29 protein-coding genes are annotated in these 25,668 nt (G+C 54.2%); all 29 read right to left on the reverse strand.

The features are described from left to right. Window positions 1–437, reverse strand: a 437-nt coding sequence (locus L691_RS30735) for a hypothetical protein (RefSeq protein ID WP_156934253.1), incomplete at its 3' end; no start/stop codon positions are given. Next, a complete protein-coding gene (locus L691_RS0115820) occupies window positions 434–1,030 on the reverse strand; it encodes an RNA polymerase sigma factor (RefSeq protein ID WP_025691428.1) in 597 nt (198 codons plus the stop codon). The genes L691_RS30735 and L691_RS0115820, both read right to left, overlap by 4 nt. Window positions 1,031–1,770: 740 nt before the next feature. Continuing rightward, on the reverse strand, window positions 1,771–2,865 hold the full coding sequence (locus tag L691_RS0115830; protein ID WP_025691429.1) for a prephenate dehydrogenase: 1,095 nt from the start codon (window positions 2,863–2,865) through the stop codon (window positions 1,771–1,773). A gap of 45 nt (window positions 2,866–2,910) precedes the next feature. Beyond that, window positions 2,911–4,008: a histidinol-phosphate transaminase gene (hisC, locus tag L691_RS0115835; protein ID WP_025691430.1), complete on the reverse strand. Its 1,098-nt coding sequence runs from the start codon at window positions 4,006–4,008 to the stop codon at window positions 2,911–2,913. A gap of 146 nt (window positions 4,009–4,154) precedes the next feature. Continuing rightward, on the reverse strand, window positions 4,155–4,976 hold the full coding sequence (trpA, locus tag L691_RS0115840) for a tryptophan synthase subunit alpha (RefSeq protein ID WP_025691431.1): 822 nt from the start codon (window positions 4,974–4,976) through the stop codon (window positions 4,155–4,157). Next, window positions 4,973–6,172 (reverse strand): tryptophan synthase subunit beta, encoded by a 1,200-nt coding sequence (trpB, locus tag L691_RS0115845; RefSeq protein WP_025691432.1) that lies wholly within the window; start codon window positions 6,170–6,172, stop codon window positions 4,973–4,975. Before trpB ends, trpA begins: the two co-directional genes overlap by 4 nt. Beyond that, entirely contained in the window at window positions 6,169–6,843 is a 675-nt protein-coding gene (locus L691_RS0115850) for a phosphoribosylanthranilate isomerase (protein ID WP_025691433.1), read from the reverse strand. Before L691_RS0115850 ends, trpB begins: the two co-directional genes overlap by 4 nt. Next, window positions 6,836–7,666: an indole-3-glycerol phosphate synthase TrpC gene (trpC, locus tag L691_RS0115855; protein WP_025691434.1), complete on the reverse strand. Its 831-nt coding sequence runs from the start codon at window positions 7,664–7,666 to the stop codon at window positions 6,836–6,838. The genes L691_RS0115850 and trpC overlap by 8 nt, the downstream gene beginning before the upstream one ends. Continuing rightward, a complete protein-coding gene (gene trpD / locus L691_RS0115860) occupies window positions 7,653–8,702 on the reverse strand; it encodes an anthranilate phosphoribosyltransferase (protein WP_025691435.1) in 1,050 nt (349 codons plus the stop codon). The genes trpC and trpD overlap by 14 nt, the downstream gene beginning before the upstream one ends. 64 nt (window positions 8,703–8,766) lie before the next feature. Beyond that, window positions 8,767–10,320 carry an anthranilate synthase component I gene (trpE, locus tag L691_RS0115865; RefSeq protein ID WP_025691436.1) on the reverse strand — a complete coding sequence of 518 codons (1,554 nt, stop codon included), beginning with the start codon at window positions 10,318–10,320 and terminating at the stop codon, window positions 8,767–8,769. Window positions 10,321–10,886: 566 nt separating this feature from the next. Then, the gene (gene aroH / locus L691_RS0115870) at window positions 10,887–11,258 is read right to left on the reverse strand and encodes a chorismate mutase (RefSeq protein ID WP_025691437.1); all 372 of its coding nucleotides are present in this window, start codon (window positions 11,256–11,258) and stop codon (window positions 10,887–10,889) included. After that, window positions 11,252–12,355 (reverse strand): 3-dehydroquinate synthase, encoded by a 1,104-nt coding sequence (gene aroB, locus L691_RS0115875; RefSeq protein WP_025691438.1) that lies wholly within the window; start codon window positions 12,353–12,355, stop codon window positions 11,252–11,254. Before aroB ends, aroH begins: the two co-directional genes overlap by 7 nt. A gap of 1 nt (window position 12,356) precedes the next feature. After that, window positions 12,357–13,526: a chorismate synthase gene (gene aroC / locus L691_RS0115880; RefSeq protein WP_025691439.1), complete on the reverse strand. Its 1,170-nt coding sequence runs from the start codon at window positions 13,524–13,526 to the stop codon at window positions 12,357–12,359. Window positions 13,527–13,743: 217 nt separating this feature from the next. Further along, window positions 13,744–13,905 (reverse strand): hypothetical protein, encoded by a 162-nt coding sequence (locus L691_RS32870; protein WP_169733325.1) that lies wholly within the window; start codon window positions 13,903–13,905, stop codon window positions 13,744–13,746. Window positions 13,906–14,005: 100 nt separating this feature from the next. Next, window positions 14,006–14,803 carry a CheR family methyltransferase gene (locus L691_RS0115890; protein ID WP_025691440.1) on the reverse strand — a complete coding sequence of 266 codons (798 nt, stop codon included), beginning with the start codon at window positions 14,801–14,803 and terminating at the stop codon, window positions 14,006–14,008. 32 nt (window positions 14,804–14,835) lie between these two features. Beyond that, window positions 14,836–15,279: a nucleoside-diphosphate kinase gene (gene ndk, locus L691_RS0115895; RefSeq protein ID WP_025691441.1), complete on the reverse strand. Its 444-nt coding sequence runs from the start codon at window positions 15,277–15,279 to the stop codon at window positions 14,836–14,838. Between the two features lie 103 nt (window positions 15,280–15,382). Next, window positions 15,383–16,351 (reverse strand): polyprenyl synthetase family protein, encoded by a 969-nt coding sequence (locus tag L691_RS0115900; RefSeq protein ID WP_025691442.1) that lies wholly within the window; start codon window positions 16,349–16,351, stop codon window positions 15,383–15,385. Further along, the gene (locus L691_RS0115905) at window positions 16,348–17,205 is read right to left on the reverse strand and encodes a menaquinone biosynthetic enzyme MqnA/MqnD family protein (protein ID WP_025691443.1); all 858 of its coding nucleotides are present in this window, start codon (window positions 17,203–17,205) and stop codon (window positions 16,348–16,350) included. The genes L691_RS0115900 and L691_RS0115905 overlap by 4 nt, the downstream gene beginning before the upstream one ends. A 1-nt stretch (window position 17,206) precedes the next feature. Further along, entirely contained in the window at window positions 17,207–17,809 is a 603-nt protein-coding gene (locus L691_RS0115910) for a UbiX family flavin prenyltransferase (protein WP_025691444.1), read from the reverse strand. Further along, entirely contained in the window at window positions 17,810–18,682 is an 873-nt protein-coding gene (locus L691_RS0115915) for a UbiA-like polyprenyltransferase (protein ID WP_025691445.1), read from the reverse strand. It lies immediately after the preceding gene. After that, the gene (locus tag L691_RS0115920) at window positions 18,675–19,421 is read right to left on the reverse strand and encodes a demethylmenaquinone methyltransferase (protein WP_025691446.1); all 747 of its coding nucleotides are present in this window, start codon (window positions 19,419–19,421) and stop codon (window positions 18,675–18,677) included. Before L691_RS0115920 ends, L691_RS0115915 begins: the two co-directional genes overlap by 8 nt. Window positions 19,422–19,429: 8 nt before the next feature. Next, the gene (locus L691_RS0115925) at window positions 19,430–20,296 is read right to left on the reverse strand and encodes a heptaprenyl diphosphate synthase component 1 (RefSeq protein ID WP_025691447.1); all 867 of its coding nucleotides are present in this window, start codon (window positions 20,294–20,296) and stop codon (window positions 19,430–19,432) included. A 133-nt stretch (window positions 20,297–20,429) separates the two neighbouring features. Beyond that, entirely contained in the window at window positions 20,430–20,984 is a 555-nt protein-coding gene (locus L691_RS0115930; RefSeq protein ID WP_025691448.1) for a hypothetical protein, read from the reverse strand. Window positions 20,985–21,095: 111 nt separating this feature from the next. Continuing rightward, entirely contained in the window at window positions 21,096–21,344 is a 249-nt protein-coding gene (mtrB, locus tag L691_RS0115935) for a trp RNA-binding attenuation protein MtrB (RefSeq protein ID WP_025691449.1), read from the reverse strand. 111 nt (window positions 21,345–21,455) lie between these two features. Beyond that, complete coding sequence (locus tag L691_RS0115940) at window positions 21,456–21,728, reverse strand: HU family DNA-binding protein (RefSeq protein WP_025691450.1); 273 nt, start codon at window positions 21,726–21,728, stop codon at window positions 21,456–21,458. Window positions 21,729–21,998: 270 nt separating this feature from the next. Continuing rightward, window positions 21,999–23,477, reverse strand: coding sequence for a stage IV sporulation protein A (gene spoIVA, locus L691_RS0115950; RefSeq protein WP_025691451.1), 1,479 nt, complete (start codon window positions 23,475–23,477; stop codon window positions 21,999–22,001). 444 nt (window positions 23,478–23,921) lie between these two features. After that, the gene (locus L691_RS0115955) at window positions 23,922–24,725 is read right to left on the reverse strand and encodes a DUF3939 domain-containing protein (RefSeq protein WP_025691452.1); all 804 of its coding nucleotides are present in this window, start codon (window positions 24,723–24,725) and stop codon (window positions 23,922–23,924) included. Beyond that, entirely contained in the window at window positions 24,719–25,087 is a 369-nt protein-coding gene (locus L691_RS0115960; RefSeq protein WP_025691453.1) for a 2Fe-2S iron-sulfur cluster-binding protein, read from the reverse strand. Before L691_RS0115960 ends, L691_RS0115955 begins: the two co-directional genes overlap by 7 nt. Before the next feature lie 46 nt (window positions 25,088–25,133). Continuing rightward, a partial coding sequence (locus L691_RS32875) for a hypothetical protein (RefSeq protein ID WP_025691454.1) occupies window positions 25,134–25,668 on the reverse strand: 535 nt, incomplete at its 5' end.

Below are 25,668 nucleotides of genomic sequence, written 5' to 3' on the forward strand. Positions count from 1 at the left end.
GACTGCCAATCATTGGACGAACCGGCAATCCCGGTCGGTACAATTCCGCTCTGCGCCATGGTGGTGTTACCCGGCGTCTGCACCATTGTATAGTAGATGAAGCTGCACAGGAATACCGCCAGAAAACAGGCAATCCACAGACTGATCCGCCGCCGGAAGATACCGGGTTTGCCGGCCGACCTGCCGTCCCCAGGCATCAGCCAGGGGCTTTCCAAATAAATCCGTTCCATCACTCGGGCGTTAATGACCTCGGCGCGTTCCTCGCTCACCTCAGACTTCATGTCTGTGATCAGCCGGCGGCTTTCTTCCCACATCTGCCATTCAGCTGCGCAGTAGGAGCAGCCGGAGATGTGCTGCATTAGACTTATTCGCTCCGGTTTACCGGGAGGAGCATCCCAAAGAAGCGGAATCAGATTCTGCGCTTCTCTGCAGTTCATTGGCTTTTCATCCTCTCAAGATGTTGTTCATAAGCGGGTTCGTAAAAATAGGATTCAAGCTGAAGCTTAACGCTGCTTCTCGCACGGAACAGCAGCGATTTGACCGAGCTGACGCTCTGATCAAGAATATTTGCGATTTCCTGATAGTCCATTTGGTCGTACTCCCGCAGAATCAGCGCGGACCGCTGTTTTTCCGGGAGATTGTTGATGGCTTTACGCACAAGGTTCATCCGTTCATTACGCAGCACGGCCTGCTCTGGAGCCACTTCCAGCGGTGCGACCGGCGTATAGCCGCTTTCTTCAAGCGATACATTCCCCCCGCGGTTCTTGCGAAGCTCGCTAAGCACAGTATTGCGTGCGATGGTGTACAGCCATGTGGAAAAGGACGCGTCTACCTCACGAAAGGAATGAAGGCTGCGGAAGGCCTTGTAGAATGTTTCCGAACAGAGATCTTCGGCGATAAGCTCCATTTGGGAATTCTTCAACATATGATAGACAAATGCCAGTATTTTGCGTTGATAGCGTCGCATGAGTTCTGAATAAAGTTCTGTATTTCCTTGCTTGATTTGCTGGATTAACTGGGAATCCGTCATGGTGGGCGTTTCCTCCTCGCCATAGCGCGTTATATCCCGTTCGTTACCATTATTACCGAACAGGACAAAAAAAGTTGCGGTCTTTCTGAAAAAAATCTGATTTTCATACGATTTCTATGTATATTCATTAAGGCTAACGACCAGCTGCGGAAATTCGTACGTTTGGTGACAACCAATTCTATAAAAATACTTTCCTATTGTACCACAATTCGGTTTCCAATGACATTAATAGACTTATGACTCAAGTCCTGATTTACCTTCACGAGCTTCGTCTTCGACAAAAGGAAATCAGCGGTGCTCTGCACCCTAGATTTATCGGCTATATCCAGGCAGATGTGAAGCACTGCGAATATCTCCCAAAAACTTTATTGAAAGCGTTGACAAAATGAAAACGGATACATATAATAAAAGTACAGTATGGTTTCTCTCCACTCCTATCCAAAACTGTACAGTTCCAATACGGTGAACTGTGGCCGCTTATTCGTAAGCGGTCTTTTTTTTGCCTTTTTATATATCGCTGGCTTAACAACTGAGCTTTGCATGGATCTCTGGCATCGGTTCACGCTGGCAGGGCGACATCTTTTTCAGGCTGATTTCAGATAAGAAGAAACGGCTGCGCCGTCCTCTGGAAGAGGGAGGCATCCGTTTCTCGTAAAAATATCAGAAAGGATAAGCGCGAAGCTTATCCTTAACCTGATATTTCAAAAAAGCCGGGCGCTGGCCCGGCCTTGCTTTAAGCGTTATACGTATACTGTGTAGTCATGCCGCTGCAGCAGCACTTTGGCGCGTTCCATATCGCTCTCCTGGCGGAAAGACAGGCGCATAATACCCGGAACATCCTCCCGGCTCTCAATAATCTGCACATTGCTCAGGTTGATGCCCTGATCGCCCAGCTCCGTTGCGATTCGTCCGATAATGCCGGGATGATCGGGAACGTCGATATGCAGATCAAACAGCGGGGTAATCATGCCCTTGCGCCGGTCAGGGAGCTTGCTGCGGAATCCGCCCGCTTCCTGGAACGCTTGCTCGATCCCTTCTCCGTCTTCGTTCTCCAGCAACTCCACGAAAGCGGAAATCTCTTCGTTCCAGTCCTTCAGCAGCTCCAGCATAACCGAGCGGTTATTCAGCAAAATATCCCGCCAAATAACGGGCTCGCTCGACGCAATCCGCGTAATATCACGGAATCCTCCCGCAGCCAGCGTGCTGTACAGCGAATCGGCGGAGTCATACCCGTGAACCTGATTCACGAGCGCTACGGCGATTATATGGGGCAAATGGCTGATCGCTCCGACAATCTCATCATGCCGCTGGGGCTCCAGCCGGACAATCTGCGCTCTCGTATGTACCAGCAGCGTCTTTAGGGCCTCGTACGCCTCTTCCGGGATATCCGGGGGCGGAGTAAGCACATAATAGGCATTCTCGAAGAGCAGCGATGAGGCTGCCTCCACACCGGATCGCTCCGAGCCAGCCATCGGATGACCGCCGATAAAATAGACGTCAGGCAGGTCAATCGAAGCCGCGCAGGCAGCAATGCTCGCTTTGGTGCTGCCCACATCCGTAATAATGCAGCCCTTCTTGAGCGGCAGCTTGCTCAGCCTGAGTAAATAATCTTCCAGCATCCCAACCGGGACGCACAAAAAAATAAAATCCGCGTCCAGCGCCGCCTCTTCAAATGACAGCGTTGCGCTGTCGACAACACCTCTGCTTACATATTTGGCAGCCGACTCCGGGCGATGGGCGTGCCCCACCACATGCAGCCCTTCTCTGCCCTTAAAGCACAGAGCCAGGGAGCCGCCGATCAGCCCGACGCCGAATATTGCAATCTTAGTCGTCATGTCTTTAAACAACTCGCCTTCTGTAGATTCCTTACGCTGTCCGTGCTATACCAGAACTCCCTGCTCTTTGAGCGCGGCCTCCAATACCTCGATAAAGACCTGGTTCTGCTCCTGCGAGCCGACGGTAGCCCGGATGTAGGTAGGATAAAGGCGGTGTCCGGCTCGCACGATAACGCCTTTGCGGAGCAGCAGCTCGAAAATGTCAAACGCAGACACACGGACATCAACCATAATGAAGTTCCCGTGCGCCGGGAAGTATTCCAGCCCAAGACGCCCAAATTCACCCTCAAGCTGAACCCGTCCGGCGCTGTTTAAGCGGCGGCATTCATCCACATAGCCCTGGTCTCCCAGAGCCGCAATCGCGGCAGCCTGCGCAAGACGGGAAGTGTTGAAAGGTTCGCGCACCTGATTAATGAGCGTAATAATTTCGGGTCTGGCAACCCCGTATCCGATCCGCAGCGCCGCTAGCCCGTATATCTTGGAGAAGGTGCGCAGCACGACAAGGTTGGGGTAGCGGTCCAGAAGCTTGATACCATCGGAGTAGGACGGGTCAGTCACATACTCATAATAGGCTTCGTCAAGCACAACCATTACATGGTCCGGGACCGCATCCAGGAAGGCCGTCAACGCTGATCCGGATACAATCGTACCTGTTGGATTATTCGGGTTGCAGACCCAGATCACTTTGGTCTTGCCCGTAATTCGGGCAAGCATCCCATCCAAATCGTGTGTGCCTTGAACCAGCGGGACTTCGATGCTCACCGCGCCTTCGATATCCGCGTTGCTCTTATAGACGGAGAAGGTCTGGTCGGCCATAATCGTCTCGTCGCCAGGCAGGAAGAAGGCGCGGGAGATAAGCGCAATGATCTCGTCCGAGCCGCAGCCGAAAATGATATTGTCGCTGCTTACCCCCAAATGGGCTGCGAGGGAAGCGGTCAATTCGGCGGCGGAGCCGTCGGGATACAGGTTGAGATTGTCCAGTTCCGCCTGAATGGCGGCTTTTGCGCTTGGTGAAGAGCCGTAAGGATTCTCATTAGAGGCCAGCTTAATAACCTCTTCAAGACCGTATTCTTTCTTCACTTCTTCTATAGGCTTGCCGGGCTTGTAGACCGGAAGGCCAACAATATGGGGTTTCGGCTTCATGAACGATCCTCTCTCTCGGTAATAATCTATCGGTGCAAGAAGAAACGGCTTCGCCGTCCTCGCAGGAGGAGGGCATCCGTTTCTCGTAGAAATATAAGACCAAACGAAAGGCGCGAAGCTTATAAAGTCTTATATTTTCAAAAAAACTATGGTCTTAATTGTGCCACAAAATCACGGATTTGCAACAGTCCATCGGCGCGCTTCGCCGGATCTTCGAGAAGAAAAATCACTTCCTCAATCTTGCGTACGATAGCGCTCCCGACCACGACGCCATCGCAGATTTTGGAAAATCTGGCAACCTGCTCGGGAGTCGAGATGCCGAATCCGACGGCTACCGGAAGATCGGTCGCCTGACGGACGGATTCAATGAACCGGTCCACGTCATCATGGAAAGATGCACGTACCCCTGTTACTCCAAGCGAGGATACGCAGTATACGAATCCGCTCGCGCCGGAAACGATCTTCGCGATGCGCTCGCTGGAGGTCGGCGCGACAAGAGGAACCAGGTTAATGCCCGCCTCACGGCTGCGGGAGCGCATTTCTTCCGCCTCCTCAACCGGCAAATCCGGAATGATCAACCCGCTGATCTCATGCCGGTTCAATTCGGCAAAAAACGTATCAAGTCCCATCTGCAGCACGGGATTGTAGTAAGTAAAGAGAATAAACGGCAGCTTGCTTCCGGCTTCACGCGCCTTCAGCGCCGTTTCCATACAGGTCCGCAGGTGTATATTCCCTCGCAGCGCCCGCGATGATGCGCGCTGGATCACAGGGCCGTCCGCCAACGGATCGGAGTAAGGAACGCCAAGCTCAACAATGTCCGCTCCAGCCGCTTCCAGTTCGGCAATAATAGCCAGACTTGTCTCCAGATCGGGATCGCCTATGGTCAAAAACGGAATGAGCGCCGCCCGTCCCTGCTCCTTCAACCGCCGGAATGTCACATCCATGCGGTTCGTCGTTTCGGTCGTCATTTCAGCCCTTCTCCTTCCGTATAAGCCATAATCGATTCCACATCTTTGTCTCCCCGGCCTGAAAGACAGATGACAATGATATCATCCTTGGAGAGAGTCGGCGCAATCTTCGCAACCTGTGCCACGGCATGAGCCGATTCCAGGGCGGGAATAATGCCTTCGGTCACGCACAGCAGCTTAAGAGCGTCGAGCGCTTCCTGATCCGTAATAGGGACATATTTAACGCGTTCGATATCTTTCAGATAGGAATGCTCCGGTCCGACTCCGGGATAATCGAGCCCTGCGGAGATGGAATGGGCCTCAATAACCTGGCCGTATTCATCCTGAAGCAGATAGCTCATCGAGCCCTGGAACACACCGTGGCTTCCTTTGCTCATCGTTGCGGCATGATAAGGCGTGTCGACCCCTTTGCCTGCGGCTTCAACGCCGACCATATCCACAGTCTCGTCTTCAAGGAATGGATAGAACATGCCGATGGCATTGCTGCCGCCGCCAACAGCGGCCACCAAGAGATCCGGTAATCTTCCTTCGGCCTCCAGAATTTGCCGCCGCGTCTCGTCTCCGATCACCCGCTGGAAATTGCGGACCATCATCGGGTACGGATGCGGACCGACCGCAGAGCCGAGAACATAGAATGTATCGTTTACGTTGCTGACCCAGTAGCGCAGCGCCTCGTTGCCGGCGTCCTTAAGCGTCCGTGATCCGGATGTAACGGGAATAACCTCGGCGCCCAGCAGCTTCATCCGAAATACGTTAAGCTGCTGGCGGCGGGTATCTTCCTCACCCATGAATACCTTGCATTCCATCCCCAACAGCGCGGCGACCGTTGCGGTTGCGACGCCGTGCTGGCCTGCCCCTGTCTCGGCAATGACCTTCTTCTTGCCCATCATTTTCGCGAGAATGGCCTGGCCGATCGCGTTATTGATCTTATGGGCTCCGGTATGGTTCAGGTCCTCGCGCTTCAGATATATTTTCGCCCCGCCCAGCTGCGCGCTGAGCCGTTCGGCGTAGTACAGCGGTGTCTCGCGTCCGGAATACTGCTTAAGCAAATAATCGACCTGCTCCTGAAACTTCGGATCGGCCGAGAACTTGTTATAAGCCTCCTCCAGCTCAATCAATGCATTCATCAAGGTTTCGGGTACGAAGCGTCCCCCGAAAGCTCCGAAACGTCCATGCCGGTCCGGCACCTGTATCATGATTGCTTCACCCTTTCCACAAAAGCTGTGATTTTGGCTATATTTTTCACTCCGTCACTTTCTACGCCGCTTGATACGTCGACTCCATCCGGCCCGTAAGCCGTCAACAGCTCGCCGACATTGTCCGGTGTAAGTCCCCCTGCCACATACAGCGACACACCGATTGCCCTTGCCCGCTTGTGATCATCCGGGATCTGTTCCCAGGCGAAGGTCCGTCCGGCGCCGCCACGCTGCGCGGGGTCATACGTATCGAGCAGAACGGCGTCAATCGTTCCGGCGTAGCTTTCAAGCGCAAGTTCATCGTTCACTTCGCCGCCTTGAGCCGCAACAGATAGAGCCTTCCATACCTGAACGCCCGGAAAGGCTTCTTTGACCTCCCGGCAAAATGCCGGACTTTCGGTTCCGTGAAGTTGGATAACGCCGAGCGGCGCGGCGGAAAGAATTTCATATAATTCATCCATATCCGGGTCAACAAAAACCCCGGCGGCAATAGGAGCTTGGCCCGTTCTCCAATCAGCCAGAACGGATATCAGACGCGAAGCCTGCTCCGGCGACACCTTCCTGCGGCTCGGAGCAAAGACAAGGCCGATATAATCAACCGGCAAGTGTACCATAGATTTTAGCACTTCAACGTCCTGAAGTCCACAGATTTTTACTTTTGCCTCAGCCATTGCGCACCTGATCCTTACCCCGCAGAACAGGGCCGAGCAGCTTGCCGACGGCCTTCTCCACATCCTGCTGTCTCATAAAATATTCTCCAACCAGCACACCCTCAGCCCCGGTCGTCTGCAGGTAAGCGATATCCTCCGGCCCCGCGATTCCGCTCTCGCTGATCAGGGGAACCCCTTTCGGAGCGAGCGCCGCAAGCTCGGCTGTCGTTGCCAGCGCGGTCTCGAACGTGCGCAGGTTGCGGTTATTGATGCCAAGCAGCACATGCGGAAGCTCCGCTCTGCCCGTATCCAGCACCGCCTCCAATTCGCCTCGGTCATGGACCTCAATCAGTACGTCAAGTCCGAGTCCGGCGGCCGTGTCCGAGAGAGAGGAGAGCGCCGCCGGCGTCAGAATGGCCGCGATCAGCAGCACGGCGTCCGCGCCGAGCAGCCGCGCTTCATAGATTTGCTTCTCGTCGATGATGAAATCCTTGCGCAGGAGCGGCAGAGCCCCTGCTTCACGGACTTGCCGCAAATATTCGCCGCTGCCCTGAAAATACTGGCTGTCGGTCAGAACGGAGAGGCAGTCCGCTCCCCCAGCCTCATAAGCCTTGGCAATCTGCACCGGATCGAAATCCGCGCGGATCAGTCCCTTGGAGGGGGATGCCTTCTTCACCTCGGCGATCAGCCCCATAGCACGCTTCCGTCCGAGTGTGAGCGCCTTGCGGAAGCCGCGCGTCTCCGGCAGGCTTGCGATTTGCGCTTCCGCTTCAGAGAGGGAAAAGGACCTAGCGAGCAGTTCAACCTCTTTTATCTTCGTGGCTACGATTTTATCTAGATACATGTTTTAGCACCTCCGTTATAGCGATAAGCTGCTCCAGCTTGCGGGCCGCTGCGCCCGAATCAATCGTTTCCGCCGCCTTCCGTACACCTTCGGCGAGCGTATCGGTGAGACCGGCGACATAGATGCAGGCTCCCGTGTTGGCAAGCACGATATCCCGGTACGGCGTCTTCGCGCCGTCCAGCACCGCGCGGATAATGGCCGCATTCTCTGCGGGGCCGCCGCCTAGAATGGCTTCTAGCGGGTGGCGGGAAAGCCCCAGCTCTTCCGGGGTAATGTCATAGGTTGTAACCTCGCCATCCCGCAGCTCCGCCACGGCGGTCGGTCCCGAAATACTGATCTCGTCAAGACCTTCGTAACTGCTGACCACAAGCGCACGCTTCAGGCCCAGCTCCTTCAGGACCGTGGCGAGCACCTCTGTCTTCTCCTTGTCGTATACCCCTAGAAGCTGCCGGTCCGCTCTGGCCGGGTTCGTCAGCGGGCCAAGCACGTTGAACACCGTCCGCACACCCAGCTCCTTGCGGGGACCTGCCGCATGCTTCATGGACGGATGGTAGAGCTGCGCGAAGAGGAAGCAGATGCCGATTTCGTCCAGACAACGCTTGGCCTGCTCCGCATCCAAATGAATATTAACGCCGAGCGCTTCCAGTACATCGGCGCTGCCCGTTCTGCCGGAAGCGGAGCGATTGCCGTGTTTGGCGACGCGCACCGAAGCGGCGGCGGCAATAATGGCGGAAGTGGTGGAGATATTGGTCTTGTGGATACCCGATCCGCCCGTTCCGCAGGTGTCCAGCAGCCGCGAGTTTTCCGTCGCAACCGCGGTGCCGTATCCCTTCATCGCTTCCGCGAAACCGGTTATTTCCTCCACCGTTTCCCCCTTAATCCGCAGAGCGGTAAGCAGAGAGCCGATTTGGGCCTGCGTTGCCGCTCCTTCCATAATCGCGCCCATAATATCCCTCGCCTGCTCCCGGGTTAAATTCTTGCCTTCGATCAATCCGGCGATTCCGGATTGAATCAAAAGATTGGCATTGCTGTTCATCCTTTTTCTCCTCCCGCTTATATTGGTTTATTGCCCGCTCCAAGCGCTCCCCTCGCTCTTTGCGTCAAGGAGTGTACTCATACATATAATCCTGATTGATGCTGCCGCCGGCTGTCGCTTTTACCGGGAACATCGCCTCTGCCATCCGAATCGCTTTCAACATGCCCTTCGCCTTGTTTACGGTCTCCTCATACTCCTTCTCCGGCACCGAATCCCATACAATCCCCGCCCCTGCCTGGACATAAGCCCGGCCTTTGCGGAAAATAATCGTCCGAATCGTTATGCAGGAATCCATATTTCCGGAGAAGCCAAGATAACCAATTGCTCCCGCATACGCTCCCCTTGCCTCACGCTCAAGCTCGGCAATAATCTCCATCGCCCGCAGCTTCGGCGCTCCGGATACAGTGCCCGCCGGCAGGCAGGAGAGGAATGCGTCGAAAAAGTCTTTATCCTCACGAAGCGTGCCCGAGACATTCGACACCATATGCATAACATGAGAGTATTTTTCGATTTCCATGAAAGAATCGCATTTGACGGTTCCGAACCTCGACACCCGGCCAAGATCGTTGCGGCCAAGATCGACGAGCATCAGGTGCTCGGCTCTCTCTTTTTCATCCTCCAGCAGTTCCGCCGCCAGCGCGCGGTCCCGCGCCTCGTTCTCGCCTCTGGGTCTTGTTCCGGCAATCGGGCGGGTCTCTACGCGGTCACCGTCCACCTTCACCAAGGCCTCCGGCGATGTTCCGACGATGATCTCCTCATCCATTTTGAGATAATACATGTACGGGGACGGGTTCAATGTGCGCAGCAGCCGGTACACATGGAGCGGCGACACCTCGGTATTGATATGAAACCGCTGGGACAGCACCACCTGAAAAATATCGCCGGCCCGAATATATTCCTTGGCCTGCTCCACATTACCGATAAACTGTTCCTTCGTCAGGTTGGAGTGAATGTCTCCAAGCTCGATATCCTGCGGGATGCTCCGACGGTTCATGTTTTCCTTCGGCGATTCTTTGCACAGCTCCTCCGCCATTTCTTCCAGCTTGCTGTTCAACTTCTCGTAATTCGCCCGGATATCGGAATCCGTGTCGCCGTCCTTGACATGCAGGTTGCCGACCAGCAAAATCTGCTGTTTGACATGGTCGAATACGATAATCCGGTCGCAGAACATGAAGCGGATATCATCCATATTTAAGTCGTCACTGGCATGAGCCGGCAGCTTCTCGTAATACTGAAGCAGATCATACCCGAAGAATCCGATCGCCCCGCCGGTAAACGGCGGCATTTCCGCAAGCTTGGGGCTGCGGTACGAACGCAGAAGGGCCTTCAGCTCCTCGATCGGCTTGCCTTTCAGCTGTCTGTTCTCGCCGCCGATTTCCACGTTGATCGCTCCCTTTTTGCCGGAGATAAGCAGAAACGGATCGCTGCCGATGAACGAATACCGGGCCCATTGGATGCCGCCCTCCACGCTTTCCAGCAGAAAGGCATTCTTCCGGCCGGCGAACCGCTGGAATATCCGGATCGGGGTTTCCATATCGGCCAACAGCCGCTTCACTACGGGAATCAGATTATACTGCCGCGATAGCGACACCACTTGTTCTACATTGGGACTGGTCATTTGTCGTTCCTCCTTGGACTTAGAAAGGGTTGGCACATCATATGTCACCTGGGTCTTTAGCTTCGAAAACAGGGCCCAACATGCAGAAAAACCTCCACCGAAGTAGAGGTTATATTAAACAAGCGTATATAAGAGCGGGATTCCGGCTTCTGGGAAATGAAATGGTCCACGGCGGGTCATTCATAAACAAAACTCCGCACAATAGAACAAAGCAATTACGATTTCCCCAAAAGACGCTGCCCACATATAAGGGCGATAATGTTCGAAATATACATAACGGACGGCAATCCATCATCAGATATCCATGCACTTGTAAGCCTGCTTATCGGCAGTCCCTGCACTTGCATACCCTCGCCCTGTATGTACCCTGAAATTCCCTTACACTCTGCTCTTCTCAGCTCATCTAATCTTGGCTCTGCTTCACTCGTCTGTTTACACTATACATGATACCAACGCTTATTGACAACCCCTGGACAACTTTATGATGAGAGAGACTTGCATCGATGTTTAAAACGTTCCCTCGGCAAGGACTTGGTAAACTGTCATTTACCTTCCAGATAATCGCGCTATTTGCTTTCAGATAAATCGGGACGAAGCTTCTGCGCCTCGTTTAGGTATACATGGCGGATTTCACGCTGACTCTTGTCCGTATTGACCTGCACCATCAGGCGAATGCACTTTGGCAGGCTGCCCTTAACCGGAATTTCAGTGGAGCACATAAGGGGCACCAGCTCCCAGCCCTCGATTTCCCGAATAGCGCGCGCCGGAAAAGTCGCATCCAGATCGGTCGTCATTGTGATCCACACACTGCAAATATCTTCGGCAATAATGTCATTGCGTTCAACCATTTCCCGCAGCAGCAGGACGGTTTCCCGCAGAATTTCCGCTTCGTCGTTGCGTGTGACGGTTGTCGCTCCGCGAATGCCACGGTTTACCATGGGCTTCCCTCCTTCTTTAGCTGCCTGATAACCTCGCGTACCGCGGACTCCTCGATACCGTCAACAATGCTGACGGCTCCAATTTCGTCGGGAACGATGAACGTTATCCGGCCTTCCTTGAATTTCTTGTCATGCATCATCGCTTCGATGATGACTTCCTCGCCGTATTCCGCCGGCAGTCTGGTTGGAAGCTCCAGCGCGCTGAGCATGGAAACCGTCTCTTCGTAAAGAGAACGGGAACGCCCCAGCTTGGCGGCCAGAAGCGCCGCGCCCGCCATTCCGATGGAGATGGCCTCGCCATGCAGGAAGATTCCGTAGCCTCCCACCGCTTCTACGGCATGTCCGATCGTATGGCCCAGATTCAGGATGGCGCGCAGCCCATGTTCCCTTTCATCCTCGCCCACGATGTCTGCCTTGATTGCGCAGCCGCGCTCCAGCGCATAGCCCAGCGCCTCCGGCTCCTGAGCGAGCAGTTCGGACGCATGGTCCCGGCACCAGTAAGCGAAATCGCGGTCCAAGATAAGACCATGCTTGATAACTTCAGCCAGACCGGATCGCACCTGGCGCGGAGGAAGCGACGTCAGCGTGTTCAGGTCGTACACGACCATTTTCGGCTGATAGAAGGCGCCGATCATATTCTTCGCCAGCGGGTGGTTCACCGCCACCTTGCCGCCGACGCTGCTGTCATGTGCCAGTATCGTCGTCGGAATTTGCATAAAGCCGATGCCGCGCATGTAGGTCGCGGCCACAAAGCCCGCTAAATCGCCAACAACCCCGCCTCCAAGCGCCAGTACGGCGGAACTGCGGTCTAGCCCGGCAGAGATCGCCGTTGTCATCACTTCCTCGTACACAGTCAGGGACTTGGACGCTTCTCCCGACGGAATGACATGGCTGACCACTGTATAGCCCCCGGCCTTTAGCCGCGATTCCAAATCAGCCAGATATAGAGGAGCTACGGCGCTGTCGCTGACGATGAGCAGCGGGCTGCGCACCGGAAAGCCGGCTTCCGCGCATAGTCCGGCAATGCCCTCCAGTATTCCGCTGCCGATCACGATCGGATAGGAGCGTTGACCCAAATCTACTTGAATCCTCCGCATATCAGTAGCTCTCCAATTGGGCGAGATAGCTATTATAATTGGCTCTGATTTCTTCCAAGGAATCGCCGCCGAACTTATCCAGGAACGCCTTGGCGACTTCCCAGGCAACCACATTCTCCATGACGACGCATGCTGCAGGCACCGCGCAGGCATCGGAGCGCTCCACCTGTGCGGTAAACGGCTCCTTGGTATCGATGTCCACGCTCTGCAAAGGCTTGTAAAGCGTCGGAATCGGCTTCATCACGCCGCGAACCACCACCTGCATGCCGTTCGTCATTCCGCCTTCAAAGCCGCCAAGCCGGTTGCTTGCCCGGTGGTACCCTCGGGCCGGATCGTACAGAATCTCGTCATGAACCTTCGAGCCGCGCAGCTTGCCCGCTTCAAAGCCAATCCCGATCTCGACGCCTTTGAAGGCGTTGATGGACACAACCGCTCCGGCGATGGCTCCGTCCAGCTTGCGGTCGGATTGTACATAGGTGCCAAGGCCGACCGGAAGCCCTTCGACGATACATTCCACGATTCCGCCGATGGAGTCGCCTTCTTCCTTGATCTGGTCTATGTAGGCTTCCATCTTCTTCTCGGTTTCTTTATCCACTACTCTGACCGAGGATTCTTCGGTGCGGGCAATCAGTTCGTCAATCGGCAGGTCATTAGCAGGAGCTTCGATTTCACCGATCCGGATGACCTGTCCGGCAATCTTCACTCCGAATGCTTCGAGAAGTTGACGCGCCACCGCGCCGCAGGCTACCCGCGCCGCTGTCTCCCTGGCGCTGGATCGCTCCAAGACATTGCGCAAATCCGTCAGATTGTATTTAAGCCCCCCGTTCAGGTCCGCATGCCCCGGACGTGGACGGTTCACCCGCCGCTTATCCTCGTCTGCGCCCGGAATCGGCTCAACATTCATGATGTTCTGCCAGTGTGTCCAGTCTTTATTCTCTACAACCAGCGCAATTGGAGCTCCGGTCGTGACTCCGTGACGCACTCCGCCGACAATCTGGGCGGTATCTTTCTCAATTTGCATGCGGCGGCCGCGGCCGTAACCTTTTTGACGCCGCTGCAGTTGAAAATTAAGCTGTTCAAAATCCAGCGTAAGATTGCTGGGCATACCCTCTATAATCGCAGTAAGCTGGGGACCGTGCGTCTCCCCGGCCGTTAAATAACGTAAACTCATGCTGCGTTCCCCCTTCGCGCTTTCAAACTGTAAACTGCTAAAATCCGTTATGACCTTTGCTCATTATAGTATAGGGAAATCACTTTTGACAAGAAAGTTACATCAAGATAGCAGCACAAAGTGAGGTCCTGGTTCAGCGGACAATAATAAAGCGCCGCCCGGGCTCCATTTTATTGGAGCGGGCGGCGCCTTCGTATGGCTGCACTTGAACGGGACTCTAACCGCCGACGCGTCGGCTCTGCCGCAGGCAGGACGTTTTGCCCGGCTCCTGCCGAAGCAGGAGCTGAAGCTGCACATCCTCCATACCGAGAATTTGTCCGCATTCCCTTATCGTAATGAACCCCCGGCGGTATGCGTCGATTACCTTGCTTTTATCCATTTCTTTACGACCTTTCGCTTGGCATACTGACTCTATGATTCAGTATCTCTGCAAGCACCCGAAAGTATACCCGGAACTGGAATACAATGGAAAATCAGCATTATTTTTTGCGGTAAAAGAATGTTTCCGTAGATTCGAACCCGTACTTGGAAGGTGTAAAAATCTGCTCCGTGCTTCCTACGAACAAATAGCCGCCGGGGCGGAGACTGGCCGAGAACTTGCGATACAGCTTATCCTTGGCTTCCTCCGTGAAATAGATCATTACGTTCCGGCAAACGATAAGATCGAACCCGGTATCAAATTTGTCCAGCAGCAGATTCTGTTTGCGGAAGCCGATATTTTTCTTCAATTCATCGCTGACCTTGTACATCGGCCCTTCAGGCGAAAAGTACCGGTCGGCCACGTCCTTTGGCACATCTTTAAGCGAACGCTCGAGATATAATCCCTTGTTGGCCCTGGCTAATGCGCCTTCATCAATATCGGTCGCCAGAATGTTGGTCTCGCGCAGAATCTTTTTATCCGAAAGAATCATGGCAAGTGTATAAGGCTCCTCCCCGGTGGAACAAGCTGCGCTCCACAGCTTCAGCCCTTTGCCGCTTCCCTGGAGTTCAGGCAAAATAATATCGCGAAGAATTTCCCAACGGTTCGGATTGCGCCAAAATTCGGAGACGTTAATCGTCATCCGGTCCAGAAACTCGTAGAACAGACCCTTGTCAGCCATCATTGCCGCAAAAAAGTCGGTGAAGGTATGGTATCCGTTCTTCGTGCGGAGTGTCGTCAGACGCCGTTTCATCTGGGCTTCCTTGTACTGTGACAGATCGATGCCCGTACTTTTGTTGACATTTTGAATAAACCCTGTGTAATCGCGATCCGCTGCCGCCGCTTCGCGTTCAGGCATCATTGTCATCTCCCCCTGTCCTTTTGCCCGGATTAGATCCAGGCCGTAATATCTTTGTTATACTTGTTCAGTTCCTCGGGAGCAAAAAAGTTGGCGATTTCTCTTGCTGCGCTCTCGGGAGAGTCGGAACCGTGAATCAAATTGAGGGGGGTGTGGCTGGCGAAATCCCCGCGGATGGTTCCCGGAAGCGCTTCGCCCACCTTCGTCTTCCCGATCAGCAGTCTGGACAGAACGATCACGTCATCGCCTTCCCAGACCATTGCAAATACGGGGCCGGAAGTGATAAATGAGACGAGTTCCGGAAAAAAATCTTTGCCCTCATGCTCCGCATAATGATGCTTGGCCTGCTCCTCCGTTGCCGTGATGAGCTTGGCGGCGACCAGCTTAAAACCTTTGTCCTCAAAACGGGCTACAATGCGGCCAATCAGACCACGCTGCACCCCATCAGGCTTGATCATCAAATACGTTCTTTCCATAGGGTTCACTCTCCATTCTCCCTTATGAATGATGGTCTATTATAAGCTATATTACCAAAATCGCCGCTGTCTGTTAATTGTTAAATCGGACCACGCAGCATTATTAGTATGCCCTGCCGGTTACAAAATAGGCAATGTCGCGCAAATTGCCTTTTGTGCGGTTGTTCGGCAGCTTATCGAGTGCGGCCAGCGCCTTGTCGATGTAACGCGCGGACAATTCCTCCGCTCGGGAAATGCCGTTCCCGGATCGAATCAGATCGATGGCACGGCCAGCCCCCGCGCGGCCTTCGCGGATCAATTCCAATTCATCCAGAAGGGCTCCGCGCAGCCGATCGTCCTCCAGGGCGTAGATAACCGGGAGGGTAATATTCCCCTGCCGCATATCGCTGCCCGGCGGTTTGCCGAGCTGCTTCTCCGTTCCGGACAGATCAAGCAGATCGTCGCGAATTTGGAAGGCCATCCCTACATTGTAGCCATACTTGTAGAGCAGCCCGGCATTCTCCGGTTCAGCATCGGCGGCGAGCGCCCCGAGCTGGCAGCTGATGGCAATGAGCAGCGCGGTTTTACGCCGGATACGCCGCAAATAATGGCGCACGCTCTGTCCGCTGTTGAAGAAATCGCGGATCTGCTCCATCTCGCCAATCGTCATCTCCACCATCGCCTTGGATAGAATCTGATGGATGCGCGGGTTCGGCAGCTCCGCCGTTATGGCCAGCGCCTTGGCATAGATATAATCGCCCGTGTACATTGCCATTTTGTCGCCCCATTTGGCCTTAACGGTCGGCTCGCCGCGCCGCGTATCGGCATCGTCGATGACATCGTCGTGGACAAGGGAAGCGCTGTGAATCAGCTCCAGGGGAACGGCAACCCGCTTCAGCTTATCCAGATCGTATGTGCCAAATTTACCGCCCATGAGTACAAATACCGGGCGCAGCCGCTTGCCGCCGGCCTTCAGCAGATGGAGTGACGTTTCCGTAAGCAGAGGATCATCCCCCTGGACGCTGCGGTACAGTTCTTTTTCCAGAGTATCCATATCTTTATTCAGCAGGCCGAACAATTGCAGTCGTTTCATTCCTTCACCCGTGTCAGCAGATTATCGCTCCAAAATTCCATCTTCACCTTCTGCGGCAGCAGCCCCATTTCATTGGCATAGCGGAAATAGAGATTTAAACCTTCCTGCTGCCTTTCTCCAAAATCATAACACAAATTCTGGAAATAACCAGACCAGTATCCGGGTTCGCCGCCAATTCGATCACAGGCCTCCGAGACAATCGGCGCCAGATTCCGCAGTCCCCGCCGCTTGCTCTCGATTAAGGCTTGGCAGATCTCAGCGACAGCCTCCGGTATATCCAGCGCCGATTTACGGCTTACGGCCCATACCGCAAAGGTCATCCCAAGTCCCGTCCACCGTTTCCACATTTCGCCCAAGTCGGTAACTCTATACTTCTTATTCTGCCACATCGCCCGGATCGCATGATCGCCAATCAGCAGACAGGCATCCGCCTGTTCCATCATCTTCTCCAGATTCGGCTCAGCGCTTATGTATTCCGGATTTCCGCCCACCGCCTTCTCCAGCAAAATTTTCAGCAGGTTCACCGACGTAGCCGACGTGTTCGTCACAGCGATCGTTCCATTCGCCGCTTCTTCCACCGTTCCCTTCGAGAACAACAGAATCGACCTCACAGGACCGTCCGAGCTGACAGAAATCCCAGGAAGCACCAGCAGCCTGTCGCTCGCTTCGGCAAATGCAAAAGAAGACAGCGCTCCAACATCAATATCGCCGAGGGCCATGCCGCGATTCAGCACGGAAGGCACCTCGCTAACCATTCGGGCCGGAAAAGATAGAGCAGAAGGATCAAAGTTAAAAAAAACGGGCCATGAATTGGTATAGCTGATTTTGCCGATAACGGCAGGACCGTTCTTCATCTTAATCCCCCCATCTGCGAAATAAAGCGTGATCAATTCCGAAGCTGTCCAGCACCTTCCCGACCATAAAGTTGATCAAATCATCCAGACTTTGCGGCCCGAAATAAAAAGCCGGCATGGCCGGAATCATTCGAACGCCGAGCCGGGACAGCTTCAGCATATTTTCCAAATGTATCGCATGCAGCGGCGTCTCCCTGGGAACGAGCACCAGCGGACGCCCCTCCTTCAGCATCACATCTGCGGCGCGGGTCATCAAATTGTCGGAGGAGCCGTTCGCCACGGCCGACAGCGTTCCCATTGAACAGGGCATGATAATCATCCCCTCTGTCCGGAAGGAGCCGCTCGCGATGGAAGCTCCGATATCTGCGATAGGGTGATAGTGCAGAGAACCGGGACGGCCACTGAAATGATCATTCAGAACGCCCTCCCGGTCCGAGACGTTCCAGCCCAGCTCTTCTTTCAGAACCCGCCAGCCCGCATTGCTAATAACAAGATGCACCGCAAGTCCCAGGGACAGCAGCGTTTCCGTTAAGCGAACACCGTATATCGCGCCGCTGGCTCCCGTAATGCCGACTATAAAGCCCTTCGATCTTGAGTTACTCATTTAGTTGGTCTGCACCACCAGGTCAATCAAGGTAAAAGAGAATACGACGATGCTGAGCACCCCGTTCATCGTGAAAAACGCCGTTTGCAGACGGCTCAGATCGTTTGGGGAAACGATATGATGCTCATAGAACAAAATAGCGTAAGCAATCAGCATGCCTGCGATGTACCACCAGCTCAGATGGGCCATGAACAGCAAGGATATGAAGCCTATGCCGGTCAATACATGAAATACCTTGGCAATCTTAAGCGCTCCCGCAACACCAAAGCGGACCGGAATGGAGTGCAGCCCTTCCTTCTTGTCGAACTCCACATCCTGGCAGGAATAAATAACGTCAAACCCGGCCGTCCAGAACATGATGGTAAAATAAAACACCATGGCGGTCCAATCCACCTTGCCGGTGACTGCGACCCATCCCCCAAGCGGGGCCAGCGCGATCGTGAGGCCGAGAATCAGGTGGCAGGCCCAGGTAAAACGCTTCGTAAAGGAATAAAACACAAGCAGGAACACCGCAATCGGCAGCAGCTTCGCGGACAGCGGGTTCAGCTTGAACGCGGCCCAGAACAACAGGAAGAAGGAAAAGGCGACAAAGACAATCACTTCTCCCGCCTTCAACAATCCCGCTGGAATGGCTCTATTTGCCGTACGCGGATTCTTGGCGTCGCTTACGCGGTCAATTAAGCGGTTCAGTCCCATTGCGGCGCTGCGGGCGCCGAACATGGCAATGACAATCCATCCGATATCCCGCCAGGAAGGCAGTGAACCGGACATCACCATGGAACCGAGTAAAGCGCCCATAAATGCGAACGGAAGGGCAAATAGCGTGTGTTCAAACTTAATCATTTGCATAAAAATACCAATTTTCTTAAACATCCACATTCTCCTTGAGCCCAATGTGTAATGCCGCGATGCCTCCAGTCAAGGGGAAGGATTTCACGCGTTTCAGACCAGTTTCACGGAAGATCTGCTCCAGCTGTCTTCGGTCCGGAAACATTGCAAGCGATTCGGGAAGCCACCTGTACTGCTCGTAGCTCTTCGCGAACAGCTTGCCAAGCAGCGGCAGCATCCGTGTGAGGTAGAAATAATAAATGCCTTTGAAAGGCTGAACCGTAGGCTTGGACAATTCCAGACAGACAACCATCCCGCCGGGCTTCACCACGCGCTTCATTTCACTAAGCACCTGGACGGGATCAGGCACATTGCGCAGACCGAAGCCGATCGTAGCGTAATCGAAGGAGCAGTCGCCGAACGGAAGATTCATCGCGTTGCCCTGTACCAGGGAGATCCGGTCGGCAAGCCCCCGCTCTTCTACTTTACGGCGGCCGACGGCGAGCATACCCTCGCTGAAATCGAGTCCCATGACGCATCCGGTCTCGCTGCTCTCAGCCATCGCGATGCTCCAGTCGCAGGTGCCGCAGCATAGATCGACGGCGGTATCCCCGCGGCGCATCGCCATCTTGTCCATGGCAAACCGCCTCCATGCCTTGTGACGCCGGAAGCTGAGTATGTCGTTCATTGTATCGTACTTTCCGGCGATTTTCTCGAATACGGAATGGACAAACTGCTCCTTCGGCTTGATCCCGTTATCACCGGCCGCTGTTGACTTATTCATGTATGATTCTATGCCTCCCCCGCTGCTTGTCCCGACATTTTCAACTGCAGATGGAAACGGTCAAGCGTCCCCCGCAGCTCGCGGGCGAGGCTCTCGTCCCTGAGATCCTGAAAGATCTTCTGAATGGAATCCATCGCCTGATGCAGCTTGTCCGTTAGCAAGGAATCGCATTTATACTTCATTTTCAGCTTCTTCCAATCCTTGGACCCTAGCTTCCGTTCCCGGAGCTGCCGTCGCTCTTCATCATTCGCCGACTCCAGCACATGCCAGAAGCAGTAGCCATGCAGCGCCTCGGCAGTTGAAGCTCCCTGCTTCAGTTCCAGTGCTATCGTCTCGCAACGGCTGAATTCATACAGCAGATTCGGCCACGCCTCGGCAAGAGAACGGTCGATTAACGGGGTAAAAGACAGGAACAGCCGCATGTTCAGCTGCACCGCGGCCTGCAAGTAAGCTTCGGCCGAAAGAATCATCTCTTTCGCCTTGATGTAGAGCTGCGCCTTAAGCACATTAAAATCGGCGATTGCCGCGCTTAAAGAACCGACGATCCCTATTTCCCCGCTTTTAGCCAATATATGATAAAACCAGCTGCTGAAATAATCTCCCGCCAGCACCTTCAACTGCCGTGAACGCATATCATCCTCCCCGGTAGGGTCCGCCGGAAGATCGATCGACTCATGGGTATCCAATCCAAGCTGCACGAGCGCGGTAACGAGCGAGCACAGCTCCGCATCGGGTCTCCTCGCGGCGCCATGATTCAAAAATGCATATAACAATGATACCCGGGCATCCGGAAATGGCGGCAGATCCGTATGCCGCTGAATCATGTCGTAGTCCGTATATGTTTTAGCCATTTGCGGTATGCGGTACGGTTTCATTTCAGCCTCCGAGCCAATAAAAATTATGACCGATCGTTTGTTCATAATCTTGTCTCAATCTTGTCTATTATATCACATGTTTTTGGGTCGCGCACAACCGGGCTGCCAGCCGTTTCTCGCATCTTAGTTACTTTTACCCGGATGAGGCAGGAATGAATTGATTTTTCCAGAGGCTCGTTTCACTGATTCGAAAAGCAGCCTTAAGACGGCCAGGGAGCGGCAGATTGCCGGCCGTTTGCAGCTCCCTCAGCAGTTCGCCGGACAGCTCCTGGCGCCTGGCGTCCGCTGCCAGCAGCAGGCGGGCTGTACCCAGCCATTTGTCCTCCGCAATGACTCTCAGCATAACCTGATCGATATTTTCCGTATCCCGAAAAGCGAAGAGGAACGCCTTGGCCATATCGGCATATACCTCACTGGGCTGAAGCCTGCTGTCCGTAATCTTCAAATCCAGCGACAGTACTCCATTCTCTAAGCCGACACTGCCGATTGACATGGAGAAAGGGAGGCTGCCGACCGAATCCACCAAATTGGCGTTCCCCAGAATAATTCCATCCTTTGCTGGCGAAAGGGTCTCCATCGTCCTATGTTCACCCAACATGGAAGAATGAAGGCTCTCCATCTTTGGAAGCAAAGCGGCGGAAACTGCCGTAACCAGCATCGCCGCGCCAATCCACCATGTCCGGTTCATCGTTCATCCTCCTTTACGCCTAAGCAGCAATGTACGCGCACAGAAGACCTGGAATAAGGGTGAAACCCATACTTTTTTATATGCAAAAAAAAGCAGGCTATGCCTGCTGCTTTAGATGCCGCTCTCCAATTGTCCGTGCTTGGTCATGATCTCCGCCTTGCCGCGAATTTTCATCGCCGAGGTATGATCGGTAAACTGCGCAATCAGCACCTCTCCCTTGTCGAGCTTCTCGGTATGATGAAAGCGGGTATCCAGACCTCTCGTCAGCCCGATCACCTGCACGCCGTTCTCTTTGGCCTTGACGACAATATAGTCGCTCTCCACCGCATCCGGGGCGCCTCCGTTCTTGCTCTCGCTCATCGCTAGTCCTCCCTTCGGAAATATCGCTTTGCCGGACTTAAAAATAAATGCCGCCTGATAGGGCGGCATGGTTAATTCGAATCTTAGTAATAATCGGCTATGTAGAAATCATTATTTGATTCCGTCTTTAAGCGCTTTGCCCGGTTTGAATGCCGGAACTTTGCTCGAAGGAATTTCGATTTCTTCACCGGTTTGCGGATTGCGGCCTTTGCGTGCGGAACGTTCGCGGACTTCGAAGTTTCCAAATCCGACCAGCTGCACTTTGTCACCGCCCTGCAAAGCTTCTGTAATCGCCTCGAATACGGCGTCTACTGCTTTGGTAACATCTTTCTTGGGAAGTTCGGTTGCTTCCGTCACTTGGTTAATCAAATCAGATTTATTCATTTCTTCTCACCTCCCTGGCAAGTTCTCCGTTATTGTTCACTGTTTCCGTTTCAACGCAAAATATACATGATTATTTCGTAAAGTTAAACATTGCCGGCAACTTTCCCCGGATGCGCAACAAATTTATAGTAATACAGGCCATCCATAATTTCAAGGCGTTCCGAAAAAAACAAGCTGAAATGATTTCCTGCACCTCCAAAACGGCATAAAAAGAGCGGAACCTTGGCGTCCCGCTCTTATTTCTTCGCTATTTTTTACCTTTAGAGAGGCTTACAGGATAATAGCAATCAATCCGCCGGACCCTTCGTTAATAATGCGGCCCAGCGTTTCCTGCAGCTTGTAGCGGGCGTTGTCCGGCATCATGGCGATTTTGCCCTGAATGCCTTCCCGGACGATGCTGTGCAGCGACCGGCCGAATATATCCGACTCCCAGATCTTGATCGGGTCTTTCTCAAAATCCTGCATCAGATAGCGTACAAGCTCTTCGCTCTGCTTCTCCGTACCGATGATCGGCGAGAATTCCGATTCGACATCGACACGGATCATATGGATAGACGGAGCCGTCGCTTTCAGCCGCACCCCAAAACGCGTACCCTGGCGGATCAGCTCCGGCTCGTCAAGCGCCATTTCGGCCAGGGAAGGCGCGGCGATGCCGTAGCCTGTCGTCTTGACCATTTCGAGCGCTTCCGCGAACCGGTCATACTCCCGCTTGGCATGGGAGAATTCCTGCATCAGCTGCAGCAGATGATCCTTGCCGCGGATTTCGACGCCGACGACTTCCATCAGCACTTGGTCGTACAGCTCTTCAGGCGCATACAGGTCGATCTCCGCGACGCCCTGGCCCATATTCATGCCGCTAAGTCCGGCTCTGTCGATAAAGTCATATTCCGTGAACTGGGAGACCAGCCGGTCTACATCGCGCAGACGGCGGATATCCTTAACCGTGTCGCGTACGGAATTCTCGTAATTGCTGCGCAGCCAGTGAGTCTCGGGCAGTACCATCACCCAGCTCGGCAGATTGACATTCACTTCATGCACGGGGAATTCATATAACACTTCACGCAGCACGCCCGTTACGTCATCCTCGGACATCGTAGCGGCGCTAAGCGCCATGACCGGAATATCATATTTGGCGGCCAGCTCACTGCGGAGCTGCTGGGTTTCCTCGCTTCTCGGCCGGGTGGAGTTGATGACTACTACGAACGGCTTGCCGACTTCCTTAAGTTCCGCGATAACGCGCTCTTCCGAATCTACGTATGAGCTGCGCGGAATTTCCGCTACGGTGCCGTCCGTGGTGACGACGACGCCAAGCGTCGAATGCTCCTGGATCACTTTGCGGGTGCCGATTTCCGCCGCTTCCTGGAACGGTATCGGCTCTTCGAACCAGGGTGTGGAGATCATCCGAGGGCCGTTCTCGTCCTCATAGCCCTTGGCGCCATCGACCGCGTAGCCGACACAATCCACGAGTCTAACGTTAACTTCGAGCCCTTCGGCAACCTTGATCTGTACCGCGTTGTTCGGAACGAACTTGGGTTCGGTCGTCATAATCGTCTTGCCTGCGGCGCTCTGCGGCAGCTCATCCACGGCACGCACACGGTCAGCCTCACTCGTTATGTTAGGCAGTACGATCGTTTCCATAAAGCGCTTAATAAATGTTGACTTCCCCGTGCGGACCGCGCCGACGACTCCCAGATAGATGTCCCCGCCGGTGCGTTCGGCAATGTCCTTGAAAATATCCACTTTTTCCAAAAGAGATCCCCTCCTCATATACTTCCGAAAAAAAAATGCCTGAAGAGCATCGACTTCGCGTTTGCCGCCGGTGTTCATCGCCTTCACGGCATGAACCGGACTCTATAACTCACAGCCCGGCTGAAGCTTGGTCCGTAAGGTCCGTAAGCTTTGCCCCGCGGTAATCTCCGAACGCTCGGACATGCATTTGGACTAGTATCATCATATGTACCCGCTGCAAATTTATGACCTACTAACGTAATTTGAAGGTTGTTTCTCCAAGTAGGAGCACGGCAGGCGTCACTGGAGCACGGAAGCTTTCTCATCATGCATATGAGCATCCCGCCGGAAATAGAACCCCTTGCAAGAAGCATAGACCGGACAAAACTATTAATCTTTCATCGCACGCAAAAAGACAGTTATCCCACGGACAACTGCCCTTTCATAGAAGATACGTATATTCTGTTACTCCGCTCCTTGCTTTTCGGATGATGCGCGGGGAACGGGCCGGTCACCCACCCAGTAATATGGGAGCGATTTGACAGGGACGAACCAGGAACTTCCCAGCAGCAGCGGGCGCAGATCCTCGCCTGTGGACGGCTGCACTCCCGCCCTGTCTATCGCAGACATAATGTCGAATGCGTAATCGGCGTATACAGCACCGGACTTATCCATAATAAAATCCATCTCCTGGCCAGAGTACACGCTTGTTAGCTTTATCCTTTCCGTTCCTGCCTTCTTGCCGTCGATCTTGTACAGACCTGGATACAGTTCTCCGGCGGCGGGCAGCTCTCCGTTATGGGCCGAACGGTACAGATTCACCTTCCGCTGGACATCGTTCACAGCCTGAACCGTAACCAAATCCATCACCTTAACCGTCGGATCTCTTTCCTCATTCAGCAGCAAAAAATAGGCGCTGCCTCCCTTTTCGAAGGCGACCGCCGGAATATCATCCAAATAACCCTTTTTGTTCAGCTTGTCCAGGTCTATCCGAAATTTCTCGAACCTTGGGGTGGCCCCGTCCGCGTTCAAGATTGGAAGCAAGCCCTCCTCCTTATAGAAATCGTCGACAGCCGACTGAACCCGGCTCACACTTTCACGGTAGCTGACGGCGGTCTTTCCTTCCTCCCTGCCGTTAGATAGGCAGGCGGACAGGAAGAGAGGAAGGACCACCGTTCCCAGCACGCCCACGGAACGTAATGGCGGCAGAATGACTCCTCGAATGACTCCTGCCCGGCTTGACGGCCTCTCCTTCAGCACACTTACCACAATTCATCCTCGCGGCCGCGCCGCGCCTCTTCCAGCCTCCGCCGAATGGCAGCTTTCAAAGGGTCTTCGGGAACGGTCACACGAATGTCTCCCTGCACAATGGCCTGACAAGCCAGACGGACGCCATCGCCGAGCTGGCTGCCCAGCTTCCGCCGTTCGATATCTCCAGGGGGCTTAACCCCGCCTGCAGTCTCATCCTCAACCTTGACCTTGCACATGAGGCATCCAGCTTTCCCGTCGCAGCGGGTAGCTATTTTAACGCCCGCCTTGCGCGCTGCAGTGAGCAGCGATGCGCCCCCGGAAATTTCGGTCTGCCGCCCCTCCGGCAAGAAAACAACCTTATATCCTCTATGCGTCTTCATCGATGTCAGTATCCTCCTCTTAGCGCTCCAAGTACGAACAGCAATATTATGAACAGAGCGCGGTTACCCCCAGCAGCTCTCCAAGCAGCCCAATATGGGAAAGCTCCAGCGAATTGCGCCGGATTAGCGTTTGAACCAGCGGCAGGTGAGCAGGCAAATTTCTCCTCATGACAGAGGCGATTGCCTCATAACGGTCTCTCTGTCCGCGCAGCACATTGAATACAAATTCATGGGCCAAAGGCATAACCCGCAGCCTTCCGATGCCGGAATAATCCTTGGCGGGCGCTCCCGCCTGTAGAAGGCAGGTCTCCACATTGTACTTCGATGGGCCGCTGCATACTTTAAACCCGCACACGAGTTCCAATTGATAATCATCCAGCCGGTAATGGCCGATTAGCGAAAAGCATCCGCGGCTCCAGTCTTCGGCCGGTTTCCCGCAAGCATATCGTCCAAGAGCGAAATGGAGCCTGTCCACAGCCTCCAGATCCGCGTACAGATCGATATCGCGAGGAGGCGCCGCAAGCGGCACATCGTGCAGAAGCAGCCCGCAGCTTCCTCCCAGGAGCCATAACGGCGGGGGG

This window comes from Paenibacillus zanthoxyli JH29, assembly GCF_000520715.1.
In the GTDB taxonomy this organism is placed as follows: Bacteria; Bacillota; Bacilli; order Paenibacillales; family Paenibacillaceae; genus Paenibacillus_AQ; species Paenibacillus_AQ zanthoxyli.